The following is a 19,343-nucleotide window of genomic DNA, read 5'->3' on the forward strand; positions in this document are numbered from 1 at the left end:
TCTGGATAAATGATAGCTCGTTTTGTATAATGGGGAACTGTACTCAACGGCCCCGACTTTTCTGCAAGGGGAAAGTCAAGAAAACCAAGACAAAGCGAGGTAACAATTTGAACATTCAACAACTGAAAATGGATTGGTTCTCCAATGTACGCGGTGACGTACTGGCTGGAATGACCGTGGCCCTGGCTCTGATTCCTGAAGCGATTGCCTTCTCGATTATTGCCGGTGTGGACCCTATGGTCGGACTGTACGCTTCTTTCTGCATTGCTGTGACGATTGCCTTCGCTGGCGGAAGACCCGGAATGATTTCGGCAGCGACTGGTGCCATGGCTTTGCTGATGGTCAGCCTCGTAAAAGAGCACGGTTTGGAGTACCTGCTTGCAGCCACTTTGCTGACAGGGGGCATCCAGTTCCTTCTGGGCATGCTCAAGATCGGAAGGTTCATGACTTTTGTTCCCCATTCCGTTGTGATCGGATTTGTCAATGCATTGGCAATCCTGATCTTTCTGGCGCAATTGCCGCATTTTGTGGAGGCCTCCTGGGTGATGTACGCGATGGTGCTAGGGACGCTCGCGATCATCTACATTCTCCCCCGCTTTACCAAGGCTGTTCCTCCCGCATTGGTAGCCATTATCGTGATGACGGCTATAACGATCTTTGGCGGACTGGATCTGCGTACGGTCGGAGATATGGGGCAGATTACGCGCAGCTTGCCGATGTTCCATATTCCTGTCGTCCCATTGAATCTCGAAACGCTGCTGATCATCCTGCCCTACTCGTTTCCTCTGGCGCTCGTGGGCATTCTCGAATCACTGATGACTGCTTCGATTCTCGATGAAATGACGGATACGCGCAGCGATAAAAACCGCGAAGTCAAAGGACAAGGCATCGCCAACCTCATCAACGGCTTTTTCGGGGGAATGGCTGGCTGCGCCATGATTGGGCAATCCGTCATCAACGTCAAATCCGGCGGTCGCGGACGCTTGTCTACCCTTGTAGCTGGCGTTTTCCTCCTGTTTTTGATCATGGTCTTAGGCGAAATCGTACAGCAGATTCCGATGGCCGCACTGGTCGGTGTCATGGTGATGGTCTCTATTGGCACGTTCGACTGGCAATCGATGAAAAATCTGCGCAAGATCCCTGTCAGCGATTCGCTCGTCATGCTTGTCACAGTCGCGATCGTCGTCGCTACGCATGACTTGGCAAAAGGCGTAATCGCCGGAGTGGTTCTGAGTGCTGTTATCTTTGGCTGGAAAATGGCTCGTCTGAAATCTACAGAAGAGCTGAACGAGGATGGAATCAAAGTATATGTCATCTCCGGTCAACTGTTTTTCGGCACCATGACCCACTTTATCGAGCAGTTCGACTATCAGGCAGATCCGGAGCACATCATTATCAACCTGAGTCGATCTCACATCTGGGATCATTCCGCTGTGACAGCTGTCTCCAAGGTCGTCGCGAAATACCAGCAGCTCGGCAAGCACGTTTCGATCGAAGGATTGAACGCCGAAAGCAGGTCCTTAATGGAACGGGTCGGCATTTCGGCACCGTCTGGTCATTGAGTATTTTCATAGATACACGCAAACAAAAGCATTTTGCTCCTCTATCCTTTGGGGACAAAATGCTTTTTTCTATGCCCTACAACTCATAAGCGATTTGTTATAATAAAGAAGGGTGATGTTCGTGATGAACGATCTACTGAAGTACGCCTTTCGGATTCGCGCAGCGATGAATAAGATGCAACGAGAAATTACGATAGAAATGCAAAAACAGTTCGGCGGCGATTTGACGAGACCGCAATTTTATTTGCTTACACTCATATCGGAAGAACAGCCTTGCAAAATCACACAATTGGCACAAAAGCTGGGTGTGCGCCCGAGCACCATCTCCACGATGATCAATCGCTTGGTTGACGGTGGCTTTGTCTCTCGCGTGTATGGACAAAATGATCGTCGCAATGTGCTCGTTTCCATCACAGATCGCGGGAAAAGTGTCCTGACGAAGGATATTGAAAACTACGGAAAAGTGCTCGAAAAAATTATTGGGGCGCTGGAGCCGAATGAATTGGAAACGTTTACGAAGACCTTTGAAAAGATGGTCACCATTCAGAATCGCTGAGGGGCAGATAGGGACAAGAAAAAGACCGCGAGCTTGGTCACACGGGAAGTGTGACGAGGCTTGCGGTTTTTCCTTGTTTCTTACGCGCGGTACGCTTCCTGTAATATAGCCAGATAATCCTCGGCGGTGATCGTGCGGACATTGCTCGGCGTCGAACCGTTCTTCATCGACAGCTCTACGATTCGCGGGAAATCCTCTTCCCGTACACCTGGCAAATCCTTGAGTCTCGGTATTTGCAGGCTCTGTGTCAGCTCCGTTATTCCTCCGATCAGCTTGTCAATCGCTTGGTCTTCAGTATCCGCATCGCTGGCAAAGCCCATGTAGCGAGCCAAAGCTGCATGCATTGGCTTGTTATCAGCTGCGTTGAACTTGAGGACGTATGGCAGAAACACCGAGTTGGCAACGCCATGCGGAGTATCGTACAAGCCGCCTAACGCCTCCGCCAGACAATGGACAGCTGCCACATCCGCTGACCCGAAGCACAGACCTGCCATCAGGCTTCCTTCCAGCATCGCATGGCGTGCCTCTTCATCTTGACCGTTGGCGTACGCCGCTGGCAGCGCCCGTACAATCGTTTGCATCGCCTTCGCTCCGAAAGCCTGCGAGATGGGATTGGTCACCTTGCAGGTGTACCCTTCGATGGCGTGCACCAAAGCATCGACCCCCGTTGCCGCTGTAACCGCTGGCGGTACGCTGTAAGTCAGGACCGGGTCCAAGACAGCCAGCGTAGGACGCAGAGCGGCATGCTTCAACGTCATTTTCCGATGTGTAGTCGATTCTGTAATAACAGCCGAGCGCGTCACTTCCGAGCCTGTCCCCGCAGTAGTCGGTATACATACAATGGGCGCAATATTCGTATACGGCAAGCGGCCGTCCGCATAATCCGCAGGTGCCCCTCCGTTTGGACCGCAAAGAGCGATGGTCTTGCCCGTATCCATCGCGCTTCCTCCACCGACTGCGACGACTACCTCGGCAGCAGCCTCACGGAACAGAGCCGCCCCTTCCAGGCATTCAATATCCCGTGGGTTTTGACTCAGCGCATCAAACAGCGTCACCGAAAAGCCCGCTTCTGCAAGCGCTGACTGGATCGGCCCCACCAATCCTGCGCGTATGACGCCGGGATCACTTACCAGAAATACAGATTTGCCTATTCCTCGTGATTGCAGAAGTGCCGGCAATTCTTTTGTTTTTCCACTCCCCATTTCGATACGAGTCGAGCAAAAATAGCTGAATGCTTTCACAAGAATCCCCTCCTACGGTTCAATGATCATAAAGTAATAGACCGGAACCCCTTATCGTACACGGAGTCTCGGTCTTCTAAATCACTAGGTATTTGAAAATTAGTTTTAGACTCAACGTTAGAATGAAGCAATCCACGGATCTAAAATGAATAATAAAGATATAGACTGCCTCATTGAACTTTCGAACCCGCTAGCGTAACTGGCACTCGCATGAATGTGACTGTTCCTAAGCAAACGCTCAGTTATCCAAATGCTGGAGGAATTTAAGTACACGCTGCAACAGCAGGGTCGTTGCGTTGGCGTCATACGACGGCAAACTGCTATCTGCGAAGAAATGCTGATTTCCTGGGTACAAAAAGAGTTCGGCATGATCGGCTGTAGCCACGAGCTCGCGTGCCGCCTCAATGTCACCCTCATCAACGAAGTAGGGATCAGCGTCCATGCCATGAATTTGCACCGGCAGTTCCGCCGGCCAGGTAGATCCGAACATCGAGGTCGGAACGCAAGAGTAAAACAACAATGCACCACGAGCGCCTTCACGAGTCTGAGCGAGCTTCTGAGCTGCAACCACACCGAGCGAAAACCCCGCGTAGATGATCTCACGCGGAAACTCACTGGCCACACGTATACCTCGCTCTGTTATCTCTTCGAAGCCGATCTCATTGACATAGGCCATGCCATCCTCGATCGTGGTAAACAAATGACCGTCGAAAAGGTCAGGAACATGAACAGTGTGACCTGCCCCTCTGATTTTGTCGGCGAAATCATTAATACCCTTTGTTAGTCCCAATGAGTGGTGGAACAAAAGAATCTCTGCCATTTCTCTTCTCCTTCCAAGATCTAAAATAATGAAAATTGTGGCTCAATCGATTTCGCTTCCTTACTGTCGTTATCCTGCTTGTTAGCGTAGCAAAGCTGCCGGTCATCATCGCGGCAGCTTTGCTGTGTTTTTTCGTAATAAATCCGGTGAGCTTAACTTTGCTGCCATCTACAACAACTTTATTATTCGGTTGCCGCCCCTGTAACATTCCTTTTTTTCCCACGTCCGATAGACAAAGGGGGTCTATAGAGATGAAAACATTACAGAAGGCTGGTACTGCCACTGCTTTGATTGCACTTCTGGTCGGCTGCAGCCCAAGTGGGCAAAGCGCGCAGCAGCCTGCTTCGTCTGCACAAGCGGGGAAATCGGAAAGAGAGCTCTCGTCCCAGCCGAAGAGCACCGCAAGTCAGGCTGCCGCGCCACGAGATTCCATGGCTTTGAAAAGACCGTTGCCATCGCCACCTGGCACAGATGCCATGTACTTTAAAAATTACGGCACCAATCCGTTTATCTCCACCGATGAGGACAATCTTTCCACTTTTGCTGCAGATGTCGATACCGGCTCCTACACCATTACCCGCAGTTATATTCAGGAAGGCTCGCTTCCACCTGCTGAGGCAGTCCGGGCAGAGGAGTTTATCAACTATTTTCCTGCCAGCTATCCCGCGCCAGCTGGTAAAACCTTTGGCATTCAAGTCGATGGCGGCCCCTCTCCCTTTGGGTCGGGCTATCAGCTCGTGCGAATCGGGATAAAAGGGAAAGAAATCGCCCCGGAGAATCGGAAACCGGCTCATCTCGTATTTGTCATCGATGTCTCTGGTTCCATGGATCGGGAAAATCGCCTGGAGCTGGTCAAAAAGAGCTTGCGAGTCTTGGTCGAGCAGCTCCAGCCCACGGATACGGTGGGCATTGTCGTGTACGGTTCAACAGGACGCGTCATCCTCGATCCTACCTCCGCTGAAAACAGACGGACAATCCTGTCAGCCATCGACGAGCTTCAGCCCGAAGGCTCCACCAATGCCGAAGAAGGCTTGCAGCTAGGCTTCGAAATGGCAGAGCGCGCATTCGAGCGCGGTGCCATCCATCGGGTCATCCTCTGCTCGGACGGCGTAGCCAATGTCGGGGAGACTAGCGCACATGGCATCCTCCGCTCCATCGAGGATTACGCACGCAAGGAGATCCACCTTAGCACATTTGGCTTTGGCATGGGCAATTACAATGACACGCTGATGGAACAGCTCGCGGACAAAGGAGAAGGCCAGTACGCCTACATCGATTCGTTTTCCGAAGCACGTCGTGTCTTTATGGAAGCTTTGACAGGGACCCTGCAAACCATCGCCCGAGATGTCAAAATTCAGGTCGAATTCGACCCGAAGACCGTGGATCGTTACCGGCTGATCGGCTATGAAAATCGGGACGTCCGTGACGAAGACTTCCGCAGCGACCAGACAGATGCAGGCGAAGTCGGAGCTGGCCATACGGTAACGGCCCTCTACGAAGTGAAAGTGAAAAACGAATCAGCCGGCAAGCTCGGCGATGTACGAATACGCTATCACAATGCTGCGACCCAAAGAGTAGAGGAAACAAGCCAGCCGCTGCAAATTCAGGCGAAGCTGTCCGGCGAGCTGCAATTTCTGGCTGCAGTGGCCGAGTATGCAGAAATTCTCCACGAAAGCTACTGGGCAAAGGACGAATCCTTGCGTGATGTAATCGAGCTGGCTGAAACAAATGCGTCTGGAGAGCAGCAGCTCGAGTTTGTGCGTATGGTCAAGGACTCTCTCGCCATACGGGGTCACTAAAATAAAAGGAACCTTCCAGCACTTCAGCAGGGAGGTTCCTTGTTTTCTCCTAGAAACGTACCCATTTACAGGCTGACGACCCCGGTCATCCCGGAGCGCAGGGCACCTTCTTTGTTGTCGATCATGATTTTGACCGTAAACGTATCGGTACCCGGGTCTGCTTTGGGACTGATCCGCTCTACACTGCCGCGATAGCTTTTGCCCAAGGCATCGACCGCCACGTCGACTTCCTTTCCTACTGCGAAGTTTCCGAGCTCTGCCTCTGTTACACCGATCACGACGTAGACCTTTTCTGTATTGACGACCGTCATCGCTTGCGTGCTCGGGCTGATCATCTCGCCTGCATGGATGTTTTTGGTGCTCACATAGCCTTTGATCGGGCTTTGGATCGTCGCGTTTTTTAGCTGGTACTCGGCGTTGTCGACCACTGCCTGCGCCTTTTCCACCCCGGCGGCAAATTGGGCGATCTGCTCAGAGGTTGCGCCGTTTTTCGCCTTGTCGTACATCGCCTTCATCTGCTCCACGTTTGCTTCCAGAGCCTGCAAGGTTGGCTGTGTCGCCCCCTGCTTCGCCATCGCCAGATCTTCCTGGCTGCGCAAAAACTGCGCATCGGCCGTAGAGTAGGCAGACTCCGCGTCTTCCCACGCTTGCTTGGCGACAGCGCCTTGCTGGTAAAGCTCGTAAATTCGCTCTTTTTTCGCTGCAGCCAGCTCCTTGCTCGTTTTCGCGGACTGAAAAGCAGCCTCTAGCTGGGTCAGCTCTTCCGGGCGTTTGCCGTTCTTTATATCCATGTACTTCTGCTGCGCCTGACGCCAGCCCGCTTCGGCGTAAAGCACCTCCTCCTTGCGCGTGCCCTTTTTCGCTTCCTCCCACTTCGATTTCGCCAAAGCCAGATCGGCCTTTGCCATCTGCAAGCTGGCCGCGAGCTCTTCCTGCTCCAGGCCAAACAGCGGAGTTCCTGCATCGAGCACATCGCCCACATCGCGGAATACTTTCGCTACTCTTCCGGACGACTTGGCGTAGATCGTTACTTCCTCGATCCCCTCCACTTTGCCCGTATACGTATGAACGGATTCCTTGGTTTGCACGGATGGCTGGCCAGCGCTCGCAGCGGCTGTCAGCGCAACCGGCTGCACCTGCCCACATCCTGTCAACACGACGAGCAAAGCAATCCCTGCTGCTGCACTTCCCCATGCTTTTCTCTTCATCAGGTTACACCCTTCCTTCCTGTTATTACTCCAGCATCGCTGACTGGGATGGTTGTTCCTTTGTACCCTGCAGCGCTTCCTTGTTTTCCCCTGCAACCAACATAACGAGAAAAGCCACAACTAAAATCCATGCTGCTACGAGCAAGCTGTCCTGCAATGCCTGTATGGCCGCATATTTTTTCACCAGCTGCCCCATGAGCTGCAGGGCGGATGCGGCGGCTTCCTGCAGGGAAAGCCCTTTTGCCACATACATTTGCTGCCACTGCTCCAAAGCGGTCATCACCGGAGGCTGTGTCGCTGTCACCTGCTCGCTGGCGTGGACTGCATGCTCGACACTGCGATGAGTAAACAGACTGATGAGGCCCGCGATCCCGATCGAGGTCGCGATCTGACGGGAGATGTTCGTAATGACAGACGCTGCCGGAACACGCGCCGGGTCTCCAACTGCTAGGAGCGGAATCTGCATCGAGGTCATGAGGCACATCCCCAGCCCTACTCCGCGCAGGGCGAGCAGCCACTGGAGCGTGCTCACGTCCGTGTCCAGATCGATTCGGGAGATCAGAAAACCAGATCCCAGGCAAAAGATCAGACCCGTCACAATAAACGGCTTCAAGCCCACCCGAGCTGCCAGCATTCCGCTGATCGGCGTGACGATACCCGAAGCAAGCGCTTGAGGCAGCATGAGCAGCCCTGTATCCATCGCCGTCTTGCCGAGCATGTTTTCCGAGTAGATCGGCAGCAGGTAAATGACTCCGAAATTGCCGACCATGATCATGCTGTTCACCAAAAGTCCGAGCGTAAAATTGCGATTGGCGAGCAGACGGACGTCGACCAGCGGATGTTCTGTCGACAGCTCACGGATGACGAACAAGGTGCCGCAGATCAAAGCCGTGAGCAGCAGAGACACGATGTAAAAGGAGTCCCAGCCCTCCTTTTCGCCTTTCGTAACGGCGAGCAAAAGACTGACGAGTGCGGCTGCCGACCATACAAAGCCAGGCAGATCAAAGGGGTGATTCTTTTTCACTTCCCCTTCTCGCAAAAAGCGCCAGACTAACAGCATCGCGATGATCCCAAACGGAATATTGACTGTAAAAATGAACCGCCAATCCATATGCTGCACAAAGTAACCGCTCAACGTCGGACCTACAGCGGGAGCGACAAACACCGAGATCCCGAAGACCCCCATCGCTGGCCCCAACTTCTCCCGTGGGACGACGAGCTGAATCATCGACTGGCCGATTGTCATCATCAGCCCGCCACCTGCTGCCTGAACGATCCTAGCAGCGATCATACTGCCATTGCTCCACGCCAAACCGCAAAGAAGCGAACCGACCGTGAACAACAAGAGACTGACCAAATAGCTTTTTTTGATCCCAAAGCGGACTCCTACGAAGCCTGCGAGTGGAATGACAGCAGCCATCGTCAGCGTGTAGCTGGTCACTACCCACTGAATGTCCTCGGTCGAAACCCCAAACACATGCATCATCTCGGGAATGGCGACGTTGACGATGCTCGTATCCAGGACAGCCATGAAGGTTCCCAGCACAATGGCCAGCACGCCAGGCCAAAAGTTTTCCTCTCGACTCATTCCCTCACATCCTTATCTCACGTGAATCTTGACTTTTGCATTCAAGCCAGGCTGAAAATCATACGGTCCTTCCGTAAAGGCGATCTTGATCGGAATGCGCTGCGTCACCTTGGTGAAATTCCCCCCGGCATTGGTGGGCGGCAGCAAGGAAAACGTGGATTGCGTCGCTTCCCCGATTTTCGTGACCGTCCCCGTGAACGTACGTCCCGGGTACATATCCAGCTCGATTTCTACCTTTTGCCCGAGCGCAATGTAGCCGGCATCAGTCTCTTCCACATTCGCCTGCACGTACAGCTGGTGTTTATCGACGACCAGCGCAACAGTATTGCCTGCTCCGACCACTTCTCCTTCTTTGGCCGCTCGCTGCAAAATGACCCCGGTGATCGGCGAACGGATAGCCGTGTTTTCCAGCTGCACGCTGCTCGTGGCATTCACCTGCTCCTGCTCCGCAATGATTTGGCCGCTTTGTACCTCGCTCCCCTCGTCGATCCGGACGCTTTTGAGCTTTCCAGCGACTTTGGGAGCTATTTTATAGATGTCGCCTGTTACCATCGCATCCTCTGTTTTCACGTAGAAATACCCTTGATAGCCGTAGTAGCCGACGACGATAGCGACCACCATGAGAACTGCCAGTAGGATGACCTTCTGTTTTTTGGGCTTTTTCTTTTCCAATGAAGCTCCCTGCCTTTCTTTGCATACCGACTGGCGGTTTGTTGATTTCCGAAAAAGGAAGAGCTTTTTTCATCAGCTCTCTCGTTATCCTTGCCTATTCAAGAAAAAGCGTTTGACGATCGGGCGTACCAAAATCGTAGCTGCCAAGCCGATCATATTCCACACGTGCACCAGCGTGACGCCTGCCTCTCCCGAGATGATTCTCATCGCATACAAAGCCGAGCAGATCAAGGATAAGGCGAAGGCAACCGCCCAGATAAGCGTCAGCCAAAAGTTGGAGAGGTAGAACAGGCGATGTGTTGTAAATGCTTCCGGTACTACTTTTTTGGCGTACTGGAGGGTAAAAGGCTTTTTGATCACGAGAGAAATGGCGGATGCCAGTGTTAAAATCCCGTACATGAACAGCTGTGTGAAGTCGAACAGATGAAACGATGGAAGCAGCAGGGCAACCCAGATGCCAAAGAAAAAGTAATAGACTTTGATTCGGATGATCGTTGTGACTTCCCCGAATTTCTTCTTTTGAAACAGGTAGATCAAAACGGAGAGCACAAAGCCGATCGTAAGCCCAAGCGCAGGCGGTTCTACTTGAAAGGCGACAAAAAAGGGAATCAGATCAACGAAAATCCAAAATAAGGTTTGAATCATGACGGACACTCACTCCTCGATTCGTTCTTTATGTTGTCATTTTACAAACCGACCGACGGTTTGTAAAGACTTATTTTTTCCATTCCTGTCCTTTTTCTTTCAACCGGCTTTTATGTTTTGCCGCCATTTTACAATGAGGTAGGTAGCCAGACCGAGCGCAGCGGCAATCAGCAAAAAGGTCAAGCCGTAGTGGCGAATGTAGACAACTACCTTGAACCACTCCCGCTCCAGCGTCCTTCCCAATAGCAAAAAGGTCAGACTCCAGATCAATGCACCAGCGTAAGAAAATCCGGCAAAGCGCCGAAAATCCATGGAAGCGATCCCTGCCAAATAAGCGGTAATGTGTCGGACACCCGGTAAGAAATAGCCAATCAGCAGCAAGTACGACCCGTAGCGGGCAAACAGCTTCTGCGTGGACTCGATTCGTTTCGGCGAAATGTGCAAATAAGGACCTACCTTGATCAGCAGCGGCAGTCCCCATTTCAATCCAATAGCATAGCTGATGGAAATGCCTGCTGACGCACCTAAAAAAGCGCTTAGGAGCGTGTACGGCATCTGCAGAACCCCACGGGAAACGGCATACCCCGCGTAGGTCATCAACACCTCGTCCGGGATGGGCACCCCCAAGACACCTAGCGCCAAGGCAAAAAAGATCCCTACATATCCGTATTTCATCAAAAACAAATCCAAATGATGTTCCACAGCTACCTCCATCTCCTTGTCCTTTTACATCCTATTCTTCCCACATTCGACATCATGCTCGCTTTTTTCCCCCTTGCCGAGAAAAACAGCCTTCCCTTTCTATTACCCGAGGAGTACAATTCTTTCCAATCATCTGAATTCTATTTTGAAGAAACGAGGAATACCATGTCTGTCTTTCTCACTACCTCCGGCCAGATCATTGCCCCTATCGTCGTACTGATCGGGATCGGCGCCATCCTTCATCGCGCTTTTCGTTTGGATATGAATACTTTGTCCAAGCTCATTCTTTATTTTTTTGTCCCGGCGATCGCTTTCGTAAAAATCTATGAAGCGAAGCTGTCTTTTGCCCTGCTTTTGCAGGTGATTGGTTTTTTGCTGCTGCAGTTTGTCTTGCTGCTGATCCTCACAGAAGGTATCAGCAGGCTGTTTCGCTTTTCCAAAGGATTTTCCGCCAGCTTCTCGAACAGCGTGGTTCTCACCAACAACGGAAATATCGGAATCCCTGTAAACGATCTCGCTTTTCGCCACGATCCACTCGCTATGTCCATTCAGATTGTTGTCGTCGTATTTGAGATTTTGGTGACCTTTACCTTTGGACTGCTTAAAGCAAGTGCTGCCACAAAGGGCTTGCTCGGCTCGATTCGTCACTTTTTTCGGCTTCCCGTTTTGTATGCGATCATTCTTGGCCTGCTGTGCAATCTTCTGCAGCTTTCTGTCCCTGACTTTTTGTGGGTACCAGCCAAGCAGGCAGCCAATGGCATGCTCGCCATAGCACTGGTCAGCATCGGCGCGCAAATCGCTTCTGTAGCTCTGAAAAAGAATACGTGGCTGGTTGTGGCGAGCAGCTTCTTGCGTTTGATTGTCTCTCCCATCGTTGCGTATGGGGTAATTACGCTCCTCGGACTCGATGGCATTACGGCACAAGCTCTCTTCATTGCCAGCGCCATCCCCACTTCACGAAATAGTGCAGCCCTGGCACTGGAATACAACAACGAACCGGAATTCGCTGCCCAAGCCGTGCTTGTCTCCACGCTGCTGAGTACGATTACACTCACCCTCTGCATCTCGCTCGCAGGCTCACTGTTTCCGTGACACTCTCCTAGCCGCCGCTATGTGCATAAAAGCCCCTCCTCCGCGAAGAATACGGTTGGACCATCATTTTCCGTCTTTCGAGGGGGGACTGCTTTTTTATGAAGAGATACATCCGCTACAGCCTGCTGACTTTCTGCCTCTTGTCGCTCATTGCGTTCACAATCCAGCCTGCTCCCCGCGTGCTCGCAGCCTGGGACTCGAAAAAACCGGATAGCCGAACCCAGCAGCTCGTGCAATCACGGGAAAATTTCGCGTATGCGCTAGGGCTCCAAGCCTACATCTACGGCTATCCCCTCGTCCTCGTTGCCAAAACGATGGGAGAGATGACAAACCAGCCGGCCCCGCTCAGCCAGTTCGTCTACATGGATGCCGTAGCGACGCCCAGCTTTCGGACCATCGTTACGCCAAACTCGGATACGCTTTATCTGAACGCTTGGCTGGATTTGTCCCGCACCCCTGTCCTCCTCCAGGTACCCGATAATCCGCAAAACCGCTACTATACGGTACAAATGCTGGATGCCTATACAAATACCTTTCACAATGAATCCAATCGCGCTACGAAGCAGCAGGCCAGGCAAAGTGTCATCGTCGGCCCCGATTGGAGAGGACCACTGCCTGCAGGCATCCATAAAATCTACGCGCCGACCAATACCGTCTGGCTCTTGGGGCGCGTGGGATTCGCAAAAATCCACCCCCTGCCTGTGACTTTGTTCTGCTGAATCAGTTTGCTCTGGCAGGAATCGATGTACAAAATGGGTTTGATCCCGCTCAGATCGATCCGGCGAGCCGGGCAGGTCTGCTGCGCGCTTTGCAGGACGGTCCATCTGTCGTGGAAAACGGTTTTCTTCCTTACACGACTGTCCGAAACGGCTGGGGCTCTTTTTTCCCTATCGGCACATACGGTGATCAATTTCTCGCACGCGCCTTCATTGCCTACTCCGGTATCGGTGCCAACGTTCCAGAAGAGGAAGCCTACTTTCGTGCCTATACGGACGGACAAAACCGGCTTCTTGCGGGCGAGAAATCGTATACGCTGCATTTTGACCGTGACCAGCTCCCCAAGACGACAGCCCTTTGGTCAATCAACGTCTACGACAACGAGCTGTTTCTAGCAAAAACAGAAGCTGGCCGCGCCTCGGTACGCAGCAACAACGGCACCTTGAAGCTAGGTCCGGACGGCTCTCTCGACATCGTGCTGCAAAAGTCACCTCCCCGGGATCCACATGCGAACTGGCTGCCTACTCCGGCAGGAAATTTCAATCTTGTTCTACGCGTCTTTGCACCTATCTCCGGCTCATTGGGTCCACGACATGCTTGGCCGCCTGTGCGTGAAAGCCGTTAGTCACCATTTTTAAAAAGCTATGCACGAGTAAGCTGTCTGTCCCTGCTATTGCAAGCGGCGGACACGGCTTTTTTCGTTGCGCAAAAAGAAGCCTCGGTCCCGAAACAAGTTCGAGCCGAGGCTTCATTACTAGAGGTTGGAGAAATAGTCATACTGACTTTACTGGCTTACTTCTTCAGATCTTCGATGGAGTTTACGTTCATGTAGGTTGGAACTGCCAGCCCCAGCTTGGTACCGTTCAGGTTTGGACCGAGATCCTCTACATTTTCGCCCAATTTCTTAAAGTAGTCTTCATGTGTCGTCGGCAGCCAAGCCGCTACCATACCGTCCACGTCACCATTGGATACACCTACCCACATTGGGCCTGCCTCCACTTGGCTCAGCTCTACCTGATACTTCAGCTTTTGCTCCAAAACGGCTTTCACGACGTTCGTGCTGGCAATCTCGGAATCCCATGCCACATAGGCGAGTGTCAGCTTTTTGCCTTCAGCAGGCTGGATGCCCTCAACCCATTTGTTGACGGTTTCCTCGTTGTTTTTCACCCACTGCGCCGCAGCTTCCTCCGGCTTTTTCCCGTCCGCGATGTCGAGCATAACCTTTTCCATATCCTCTGGCTTCCACTCGAACTTGTCCAGGAAAGCATACGCGCTCGGTTGATCCTCTTTCAGACCTTTACGGACGATGGTGTGAATTTGCTCATCCTTGCCGTAAGCGCCTTTTGGGTCCTCGAGGTACTTCATCTCGAATTTGGAGAACATCCAGTGCGGTGTCCATCCCGTCACGATAATTGGCTTCTTATCCTTGTACGCCTGTGTCAGTTCTGCTGTCATGGCTGCGCTCGAGCCCTCAACCAGCTCCCACCCTTGCAGGTCGTAGTCTTTTATCGCTTTTTCCGTTGCTTTCATCAAACCGGCACCTGGGTCAATACCGATAATTTTGTGATCGACTTGCTCACCGACACTGCCTTGAGCCGATTCCGTATTTCCTGCTGGCGGCTGGCTGCCCTCCTGCGGTGTGTTACTGCTTCCGCATCCCGCTAGAAACATGCTCATCCCCAGTGCGACTGCCAATCCTTTGATCATGGTTACCTTTTTCATAAAAACCCCTCCTACGCGTTTTTTCTCTTTCCCACCCCTTGCGTGATGCGATCCAGCAAAATCGCCATGATCACAATCGCGAGACCTGCTTCAAAGCCTTGACCGATATTGATCTGCGTCACGGCGCGGTATACATCCGCACCCAATCCTTTCGCTCCAATCATGGAAGCGATCACGACCATGGACAGTGCCAGCATGATGCTCTGGTTGATCCCTGCCATCATCGTCGTTTTCGCAATCGGCAGCTGTACTTTCGTCAGTTTTTGCCAGTAGGTCGATCCGAAAGCATCGGAAGCCTCAATCAAATCAGCAGGGACTTGGCGAATCCCCAGATTGGTCAGGCGGATCGTCGGCGGCATCGCAAAGATCACCGAAGCGATCACACCTGGTACCTTCCCCAGCCCGAAGAAAAAGATGGCGGGAATCAAATACACAAAGGCCGGCATCGTCTGCATGAAGTCGAGCAACGGCGTGACGACTTTCTGCACCGATTCGTTTTTCGCGCACCAGATCCCCATCGGAATCCCGATGACGACGGATATCAAAGCGGCGGTCAACACCAGCGCAAGTGTTTCCATCGAGTGCTCCCAGTAACCCAGGTTTTGAATCAGCAATAAGCCAATGAAGGTAAAAAGAGCCATCGTCCATCTTCCTGCCCGATAGGCCATCAGCACAAACAGGATAATGACAAGCCAAAACGGCAGTCCTGTCAGGATCGCATTGAACAGATCGACTGTCCCTCCGATGGCTGCGGATATCAGGTCAAACACAAACCCCAAATTTTCGTCCAGCCCGTCGACGATGACCTCAATCCACTCGTCGAGAGGCAGCTTTGGAAATAGTTGACTCATTATACTTTCACCTGCCCTTCTTCTTCAGTCGGCAGTGTACTTTCCTGATTGACTTTCCCTGCCAGGCCGCCCAATACGGCTCCTTTTACGATGATCCCCAGCAAACGATCATGCTCACCGATCACGGAGACGGGGATATCGGAGAACGCCACGAGGTCAAACAGCTCGTTTAGCAATGTCTGCGGCCCCACCTTTGGCACGTCTCTGCGCATGACTTCTTCGAGCGTTTTGCCGTGCATCTTCGCATCGTTAACGGCATCGGCTGTGAGTACCCCGAGCAGCGTCTTTTTCCGATCGACGACATACAAGCTGGATACGCCTCGGTCCCGCATCAGCTGCAAGGCGACACTCGGTCCGCGATCCAGTGTAATCGTCTCCGCCCGCTTCATGACATGCTCAGCCGACAGGACTTTCGAGCGATCCACATCTTCCACGAAGCGCTCTACGTACTCATTGGCTGGATTCGTCATGATTTCTTCCGGCGTACCAATTTGTACGATCGCTCCATCCTTCATCAGGGCGATGCGATCCCCGATTTTCAGTGCTTCATCCAGATCATGCGTAATAAAGATGATGGTTCGCTGCATCGAGCTCTGCAATTCCAGCAGCTCATCCTGCATGTCTTTGCGAATGAGTGGATCGAGTGCGCTGAATGCCTCGTCCATCAACAGCACATCAGGATCATTGGCCAGTGCCCGTGCCAGACCCACACGCTGCTGCATCCCCCCGGACAGCTGGTCGGGATAGCTCTGCTCCCAGCCGCCGAGTCCAACGAGTGTGAGCGACTCTTTGGCTCTCTGTTCCCGTTCGCTCTTCGGCATATTTTGGATTTCCAAACCGTAAGCCGCATTTTCCAGCACCGTTCTGTGCGGAAACAATGCGAATTTCTGAAAGACCATTCCTAGCTTTTTACGTCTGACTTGCTGAAGCTGCTCTGCATTCATACTGACGATGTCTACACCGTCAATCAGAATTTTGCCCTCCGTTGGTTCGATCAAGCGGTTCAACAACCGGACCAAGGTGGACTTCCCGCTACCCGAGAGCCCCATGATGACAAAAATCTCACCCGCATGCACTTCAAAGCTCGCTTGATTTACCCCGAGAGTCAGACCGGTTTCTTTCAATATTTCCCCTTTGGTCTTTCCCTGCTTTACGAGAGGTAACGCGCGCCCTGGCTGGCGTCCAAAGATCTTCGTCAAGTTTTCTACAGTAATCTTGGGCATATGGTCACCTCCAACTTTCTGCCCGTATTCCGGACGATCACTACCCTTACAATTGTATCGGGGCTTCATTTTTCCCTCAAATTGGGTGAGGACCGATAATCGGGCATTTTTAGCGTTCAGAAAAAACTTTACGTACTTTTCTTACCGTATTCGCAGAATAACTCGTATATACTGTACAATATCTCCATTTACTTTTCCCAGTTAGAAACGTACAATCTTAAACAGGTTACAATTGAAACACCAGAGGAGCTGCTTTTTTCAAAATGGATACCAAACAGGAAAGAATCCTTGAAAAAGCCCAGGAACGCGTGATCGAGACACTTGCTCGGAACATGGATTTGTACGGTATTACCATGTCGACAGGACTGTTGTATGGCACGTTGCTGTTTCAGGACAAGTCCATGACGCTCGATGAAATGGGTGAAGCGCTCGGAATGAGCAAGACCAGCATGAGTACCGGCGTTCGTACGTTAATGGACTTAAATATGGTAGAAAAGATATGGAAAAAAGGAACGAGAAAGGATCATTATGAAGTCAATCTGGACTGGTACCAGAACTTCATCGATCTCTTCTCCGTAAAATGGAGACACGCTTGCGAGCAAAACGGCATGAGCCTGAAAAAGTCACTGCAGGAGCTGAATGCCCTCCTCGAAGCAGAAGGTCTCTCGGATGAAGACAAAGAACGTGTCAAACTCAGCATCGAGCGCATCGAGAATGGGCTGGAGTACTACCATTGGCTGTCCCGGTTGATCGATTCCTTTGAGTCACACGATATCTTTCAGTTTGTACCGAAAGAGGAAATTGAGTCATAGACTTTGCCCAAGCATAAGAAAACCTCTATCGAGGCCAGTTCGAGGAGGAGCGACCGCGTTTTAGCGGAAAGTTTTCATGCGCTCCGGAATTCATAAGCCTTACGCTTATAAATTCCTATACGTTCAAGAAAGACCAGCTCGTACACCGTAAAAGGTCGAGAGCTGGTCTTTTTTGTCTATAACTTCCAGTATCTTCATGCTATACTTCTTTTGCAGGCTGGCTGCTTGCCAGATTTCTGCAGATTTGTATCGTTTATATGAAGAAAGGAGTTGGCGAATATGAACACAATCAATCTTCGGAATACTCATACAGCTATCGAATTGAAAAACACGCAGGAGGGGGAGCTGCACCGCTAATCTCCCCCTCCACCTAGGAGGATGTTCATGAACCACAAGACAGCTCTGCTCGTTATCGATGCCCAGGTCGGAATCATCGAGGGCACCAACAACGATTCCGTATTTGCAAAAGACTCGTTGGTCCACACCATTCAAGCTCTGATCGAGCAAGCGCGTACACGCTCGATCCCTGTTTTGTTTGTACAGGATGAAGATGTGCGAGATGGACTTGGCGAAGAGGCATTTGCCATTCATCCGTCCCTCTCCCCTCTCCCGAATGAGCCGGTCGTCTGGAAACGCGCGACGGATTCCTTTCATGGCACTGACTTGCACGAGCAGCTGCAGGAACTCGGGGTCACCCACCTGGTGATCACCGGCTGCAAAACCGAGTATTGCATCGACAGCGCCTGCCGCAAAGCCACGACACTCGGCTACGACGTTACACTGGTCAAAGACGGACACTCGACATCGGACAATGCCGCCCTGCGCGGAGAGCAAATCGTCGCTCATCACAACACCTGCTTGCACGGTTTGAGCAATCTGCATCCGTTCATTATCGTGCGCCCTTCAGAAGAAGACGTACTCGTGCCAAGTCACGACTCTTACCGCTAGACAGAATAATGGAAGATAAAAAACGGGCTGCCCCCTGTGGCTTTGCCCGTTTTTCTATGCCCTACTTTTCTTTGGCAAGCCCAAAGCTGTTGTGCAGAAGCTGCTCCAGCTCTGCATCCGACTCGATCTGCCTCGTGGTTTTCGCCGTCCCGTTGGTTTCAATGAATGTATCCTGCCGCTCCTGGTCAGGCACAAGGACTCGTAATCGATACGAATGTCTTCGATTTTCACACCCATTTGGCTCTCCTCCTGTCCTTCCCTAGCGCTTGGGATAGATCTCCTGCACCCTGCCGACCTGGCCATCCGTGAGTCGTACCTTGATGCCGTGCGGATGTGTGCCGGAATTGGTCAATATATCTTTGACGATTCCCCGCGTACGCTTCCCTGTGCGTTGATCCTGCTTCAATACAATATCGACCTCGAGACCTGCTGCGATGTCTTTGCGATTTTTTCCGTTCATCATTTCTTCTCCTTTTTCGACAATCCACGATCTTTTTCGTTCTTTCCATAAGCTATGATATAATCGACAAACAAAACTATCTCATCGGAGGAATCCATGCTTACTTTTGAAGAAAAACTGGCGATTATTGAATCTTTCCCGCAGCTGACGCGCAATGATGTCTCTCTGAAGCGGGTGAACTTTCATTATGAAGGCAGTTTGCACGAGAAAAAAACAGTCGTGTACCATCTCCATCCGAATGGCAACGGCTTCGTATATGGTGCGTTCTTGAAAGGCTATCGCAAAGATGACAAAGGCCTGGTCAACATTCGCGATTTCTCGGCAGAGGAGCTGCGAACCATCATCGAAGCTTCCATCGAAATGCTGTCTCACGCTCGTCCAGTCGCTCCACAAGCAAACGCTGGCAAGCAGGAGCTTGCGGAAACGTGGATCGACAAGCAAAACAACACCTTGCAGCTCCAGCAGGAAGACTCACTGTGGAACGTCTACCATGGCTTGAACCTGGAAGCTTCCTTTGAATCGTATGTGGAAGCAGAGAACTACTTGAAAGAAGAAGGGTTTAGCCGTCAATAACGCTTTTCGCACCTGTGTCCCAATTCCCTCTTCCTGACCTTCTCCCCCTGCACGGGATTAACTCTCCAGCAACAGCACATTTTTCACTCGCTAGATGTACCATACCAAAACATAAACGTGGAAACAATTGGCCAAGCAGTCTACCCTGACTG

21 protein-coding genes are annotated in these 19,343 nt (G+C 51.7%); 9 read left to right on the plus strand and 12 right to left on the minus strand.

The genetic code is table 11. The features are described from left to right. The first annotated feature begins 128 nt into the window (after positions 1-128). Together EDM55_RS19580 and EDM55_RS19585 are read left to right on the plus strand one after the other, a co-directional pair. The gene (locus EDM55_RS19580; RefSeq protein WP_092273928.1) at positions 129-1,562 is read left to right on the plus strand and encodes a SulP family inorganic anion transporter; all 1,434 of its coding nucleotides are present in this window, start codon (positions 129-131) and stop codon (positions 1,560-1,562) included. Between the two features lie 124 nt (positions 1,563-1,686). Continuing rightward, the gene (locus EDM55_RS19585) at positions 1,687-2,118 is read left to right on the plus strand and encodes a MarR family winged helix-turn-helix transcriptional regulator (RefSeq protein ID WP_175530581.1); all 432 of its coding nucleotides are present in this window, start codon (positions 1,687-1,689) and stop codon (positions 2,116-2,118) included. Between the two features lie 80 nt (positions 2,119-2,198). Here the strand turns inward: EDM55_RS19585 and EDM55_RS19590 are convergent, their stop codons facing one another. Together EDM55_RS19590 and EDM55_RS19595 are read right to left on the minus strand one after the other, a co-directional pair. Then, positions 2,199-3,359: an iron-containing alcohol dehydrogenase gene (locus EDM55_RS19590; RefSeq protein WP_122961145.1), complete on the minus strand. Its 1,161-nt coding sequence runs from the start codon at positions 3,357-3,359 to the stop codon at positions 2,199-2,201. A 238-nt stretch (positions 3,360-3,597) separates the two neighbouring features. Next, entirely contained in the window at positions 3,598-4,179 is a 582-nt protein-coding gene (locus EDM55_RS19595; protein ID WP_092273777.1) for a dienelactone hydrolase family protein, read from the minus strand. Between the two features lie 251 nt (positions 4,180-4,430). Between EDM55_RS19595 and EDM55_RS19600 the strand changes: the two genes are divergently transcribed. Then, positions 4,431-5,978, plus strand: coding sequence for a vWA domain-containing protein (locus EDM55_RS19600; RefSeq protein WP_122961146.1), 1,548 nt, complete (start codon positions 4,431-4,433; stop codon positions 5,976-5,978). 65 nt (positions 5,979-6,043) lie between these two features. On the opposite strand, the gene EDM55_RS19605 is transcribed toward EDM55_RS19600, so the two are convergent. The 5 genes from EDM55_RS19605 to EDM55_RS19625 all read right to left on the minus strand — a co-directional run bounded on the left by EDM55_RS19605 (position 6,044) and on the right by EDM55_RS19625 (position 10,805). Next, the gene (locus EDM55_RS19605) at positions 6,044-7,186 is read right to left on the minus strand and encodes an HlyD family secretion protein (RefSeq protein WP_122961147.1); all 1,143 of its coding nucleotides are present in this window, start codon (positions 7,184-7,186) and stop codon (positions 6,044-6,046) included. Between the two features lie 25 nt (positions 7,187-7,211). Then, positions 7,212-8,774 carry a DHA2 family efflux MFS transporter permease subunit gene (locus EDM55_RS19610; protein WP_122961148.1) on the minus strand — a complete coding sequence of 521 codons (1,563 nt, stop codon included), beginning with the start codon at positions 8,772-8,774 and terminating at the stop codon, positions 7,212-7,214. Between the two features lie 12 nt (positions 8,775-8,786). Next, positions 8,787-9,446, minus strand: a complete 660-nt coding sequence (locus EDM55_RS19615) for an efflux RND transporter periplasmic adaptor subunit (RefSeq protein ID WP_092273788.1) — start codon at positions 9,444-9,446, stop codon at positions 8,787-8,789. A gap of 84 nt (positions 9,447-9,530) precedes the next feature. Beyond that, entirely contained in the window at positions 9,531-10,091 is a 561-nt protein-coding gene (locus tag EDM55_RS19620; protein WP_092273791.1) for an amine oxidase, read from the minus strand. Between the two features lie 99 nt (positions 10,092-10,190). Beyond that, positions 10,191-10,805: a DedA family protein gene (locus EDM55_RS19625; protein WP_122961149.1), complete on the minus strand. Its 615-nt coding sequence runs from the start codon at positions 10,803-10,805 to the stop codon at positions 10,191-10,193. Positions 10,806-10,958: 153 nt separating this feature from the next. Between EDM55_RS19625 and EDM55_RS19630 the strand changes: the two genes are divergently transcribed. The 3 genes from EDM55_RS19630 (at position 10,959) to EDM55_RS31095 (ending at position 13,227) form a co-directional block, all read left to right on the plus strand. After that, the gene (locus EDM55_RS19630; protein ID WP_170184368.1) at positions 10,959-11,885 is read left to right on the plus strand and encodes an AEC family transporter; all 927 of its coding nucleotides are present in this window, start codon (positions 10,959-10,961) and stop codon (positions 11,883-11,885) included. Between the two features lie 98 nt (positions 11,886-11,983). Beyond that, positions 11,984-12,604, plus strand: a complete 621-nt coding sequence (locus tag EDM55_RS31090) for a DUF1254 domain-containing protein (RefSeq protein ID WP_246070888.1) — start codon at positions 11,984-11,986, stop codon at positions 12,602-12,604. A 110-nt stretch (positions 12,605-12,714) separates the two neighbouring features. Continuing rightward, positions 12,715-13,227, plus strand: a complete 513-nt coding sequence (locus EDM55_RS31095; protein WP_246070887.1) for a DUF1214 domain-containing protein — start codon at positions 12,715-12,717, stop codon at positions 13,225-13,227. Between the two features lie 167 nt (positions 13,228-13,394). On the opposite strand, the gene EDM55_RS19640 is transcribed toward EDM55_RS31095, so the two are convergent. The 3 genes from EDM55_RS19640 to EDM55_RS19650 are packed head-to-tail and all read right to left on the minus strand — an operon-like array spanning position 13,395 to position 16,398. Next, positions 13,395-14,324: a glycine betaine ABC transporter substrate-binding protein gene (locus EDM55_RS19640; RefSeq protein ID WP_122961150.1), complete on the minus strand. Its 930-nt coding sequence runs from the start codon at positions 14,322-14,324 to the stop codon at positions 13,395-13,397. A gap of 11 nt (positions 14,325-14,335) precedes the next feature. Continuing rightward, positions 14,336-15,175, minus strand: coding sequence for an ABC transporter permease (locus EDM55_RS19645; protein ID WP_092273803.1), 840 nt, complete (start codon positions 15,173-15,175; stop codon positions 14,336-14,338). After that, complete coding sequence (locus EDM55_RS19650) at positions 15,175-16,398, minus strand: quaternary amine ABC transporter ATP-binding protein (RefSeq protein WP_092273806.1); 1,224 nt, start codon at positions 16,396-16,398, stop codon at positions 15,175-15,177. The genes EDM55_RS19645 and EDM55_RS19650 overlap by 1 nt, the downstream gene beginning before the upstream one ends. A 263-nt stretch (positions 16,399-16,661) precedes the next feature. On the opposite strand from EDM55_RS19650, the gene EDM55_RS19655 reads away from it, so the two are divergent. Then, positions 16,662-17,210, plus strand: coding sequence for a GbsR/MarR family transcriptional regulator (locus tag EDM55_RS19655; protein ID WP_122961151.1), 549 nt, complete (start codon positions 16,662-16,664; stop codon positions 17,208-17,210). A gap of 384 nt (positions 17,211-17,594) precedes the next feature. Further along, positions 17,595-18,158 carry a cysteine hydrolase family protein gene (locus EDM55_RS19665; RefSeq protein WP_092273815.1) on the plus strand — a complete coding sequence of 188 codons (564 nt, stop codon included), beginning with the start codon at positions 17,595-17,597 and terminating at the stop codon, positions 18,156-18,158. Positions 18,159-18,219: 61 nt separating this feature from the next. On the opposite strand, the gene EDM55_RS31100 is transcribed toward EDM55_RS19665, so the two are convergent. Further along, positions 18,220-18,351, minus strand: a complete 132-nt coding sequence (locus tag EDM55_RS31100; RefSeq protein WP_258957831.1) for a hypothetical protein — start codon at positions 18,349-18,351, stop codon at positions 18,220-18,222. 66 nt (positions 18,352-18,417) lie between these two features. Continuing rightward, positions 18,418-18,618 carry a YwbE family protein gene (locus EDM55_RS19670; RefSeq protein ID WP_092273817.1) on the minus strand — a complete coding sequence of 67 codons (201 nt, stop codon included), beginning with the start codon at positions 18,616-18,618 and terminating at the stop codon, positions 18,418-18,420. A 96-nt stretch (positions 18,619-18,714) separates the two neighbouring features. Here EDM55_RS19670 and EDM55_RS19675 point away from each other — a divergent pair, with 96 nt between their 5' ends. After that, positions 18,715-19,191, plus strand: coding sequence for a hypothetical protein (locus EDM55_RS19675; RefSeq protein ID WP_092273820.1), 477 nt, complete (start codon positions 18,715-18,717; stop codon positions 19,189-19,191). The last annotated feature ends 152 nt before the right edge of the window (positions 19,192-19,343 follow it).

Origin of the sequence: Brevibacillus centrosporus (genome assembly GCF_003710815.1) — a bacterium.
Taxonomy (GTDB): domain Bacteria; phylum Bacillota; class Bacilli; order Brevibacillales; family Brevibacillaceae; genus Brevibacillus; species Brevibacillus centrosporus.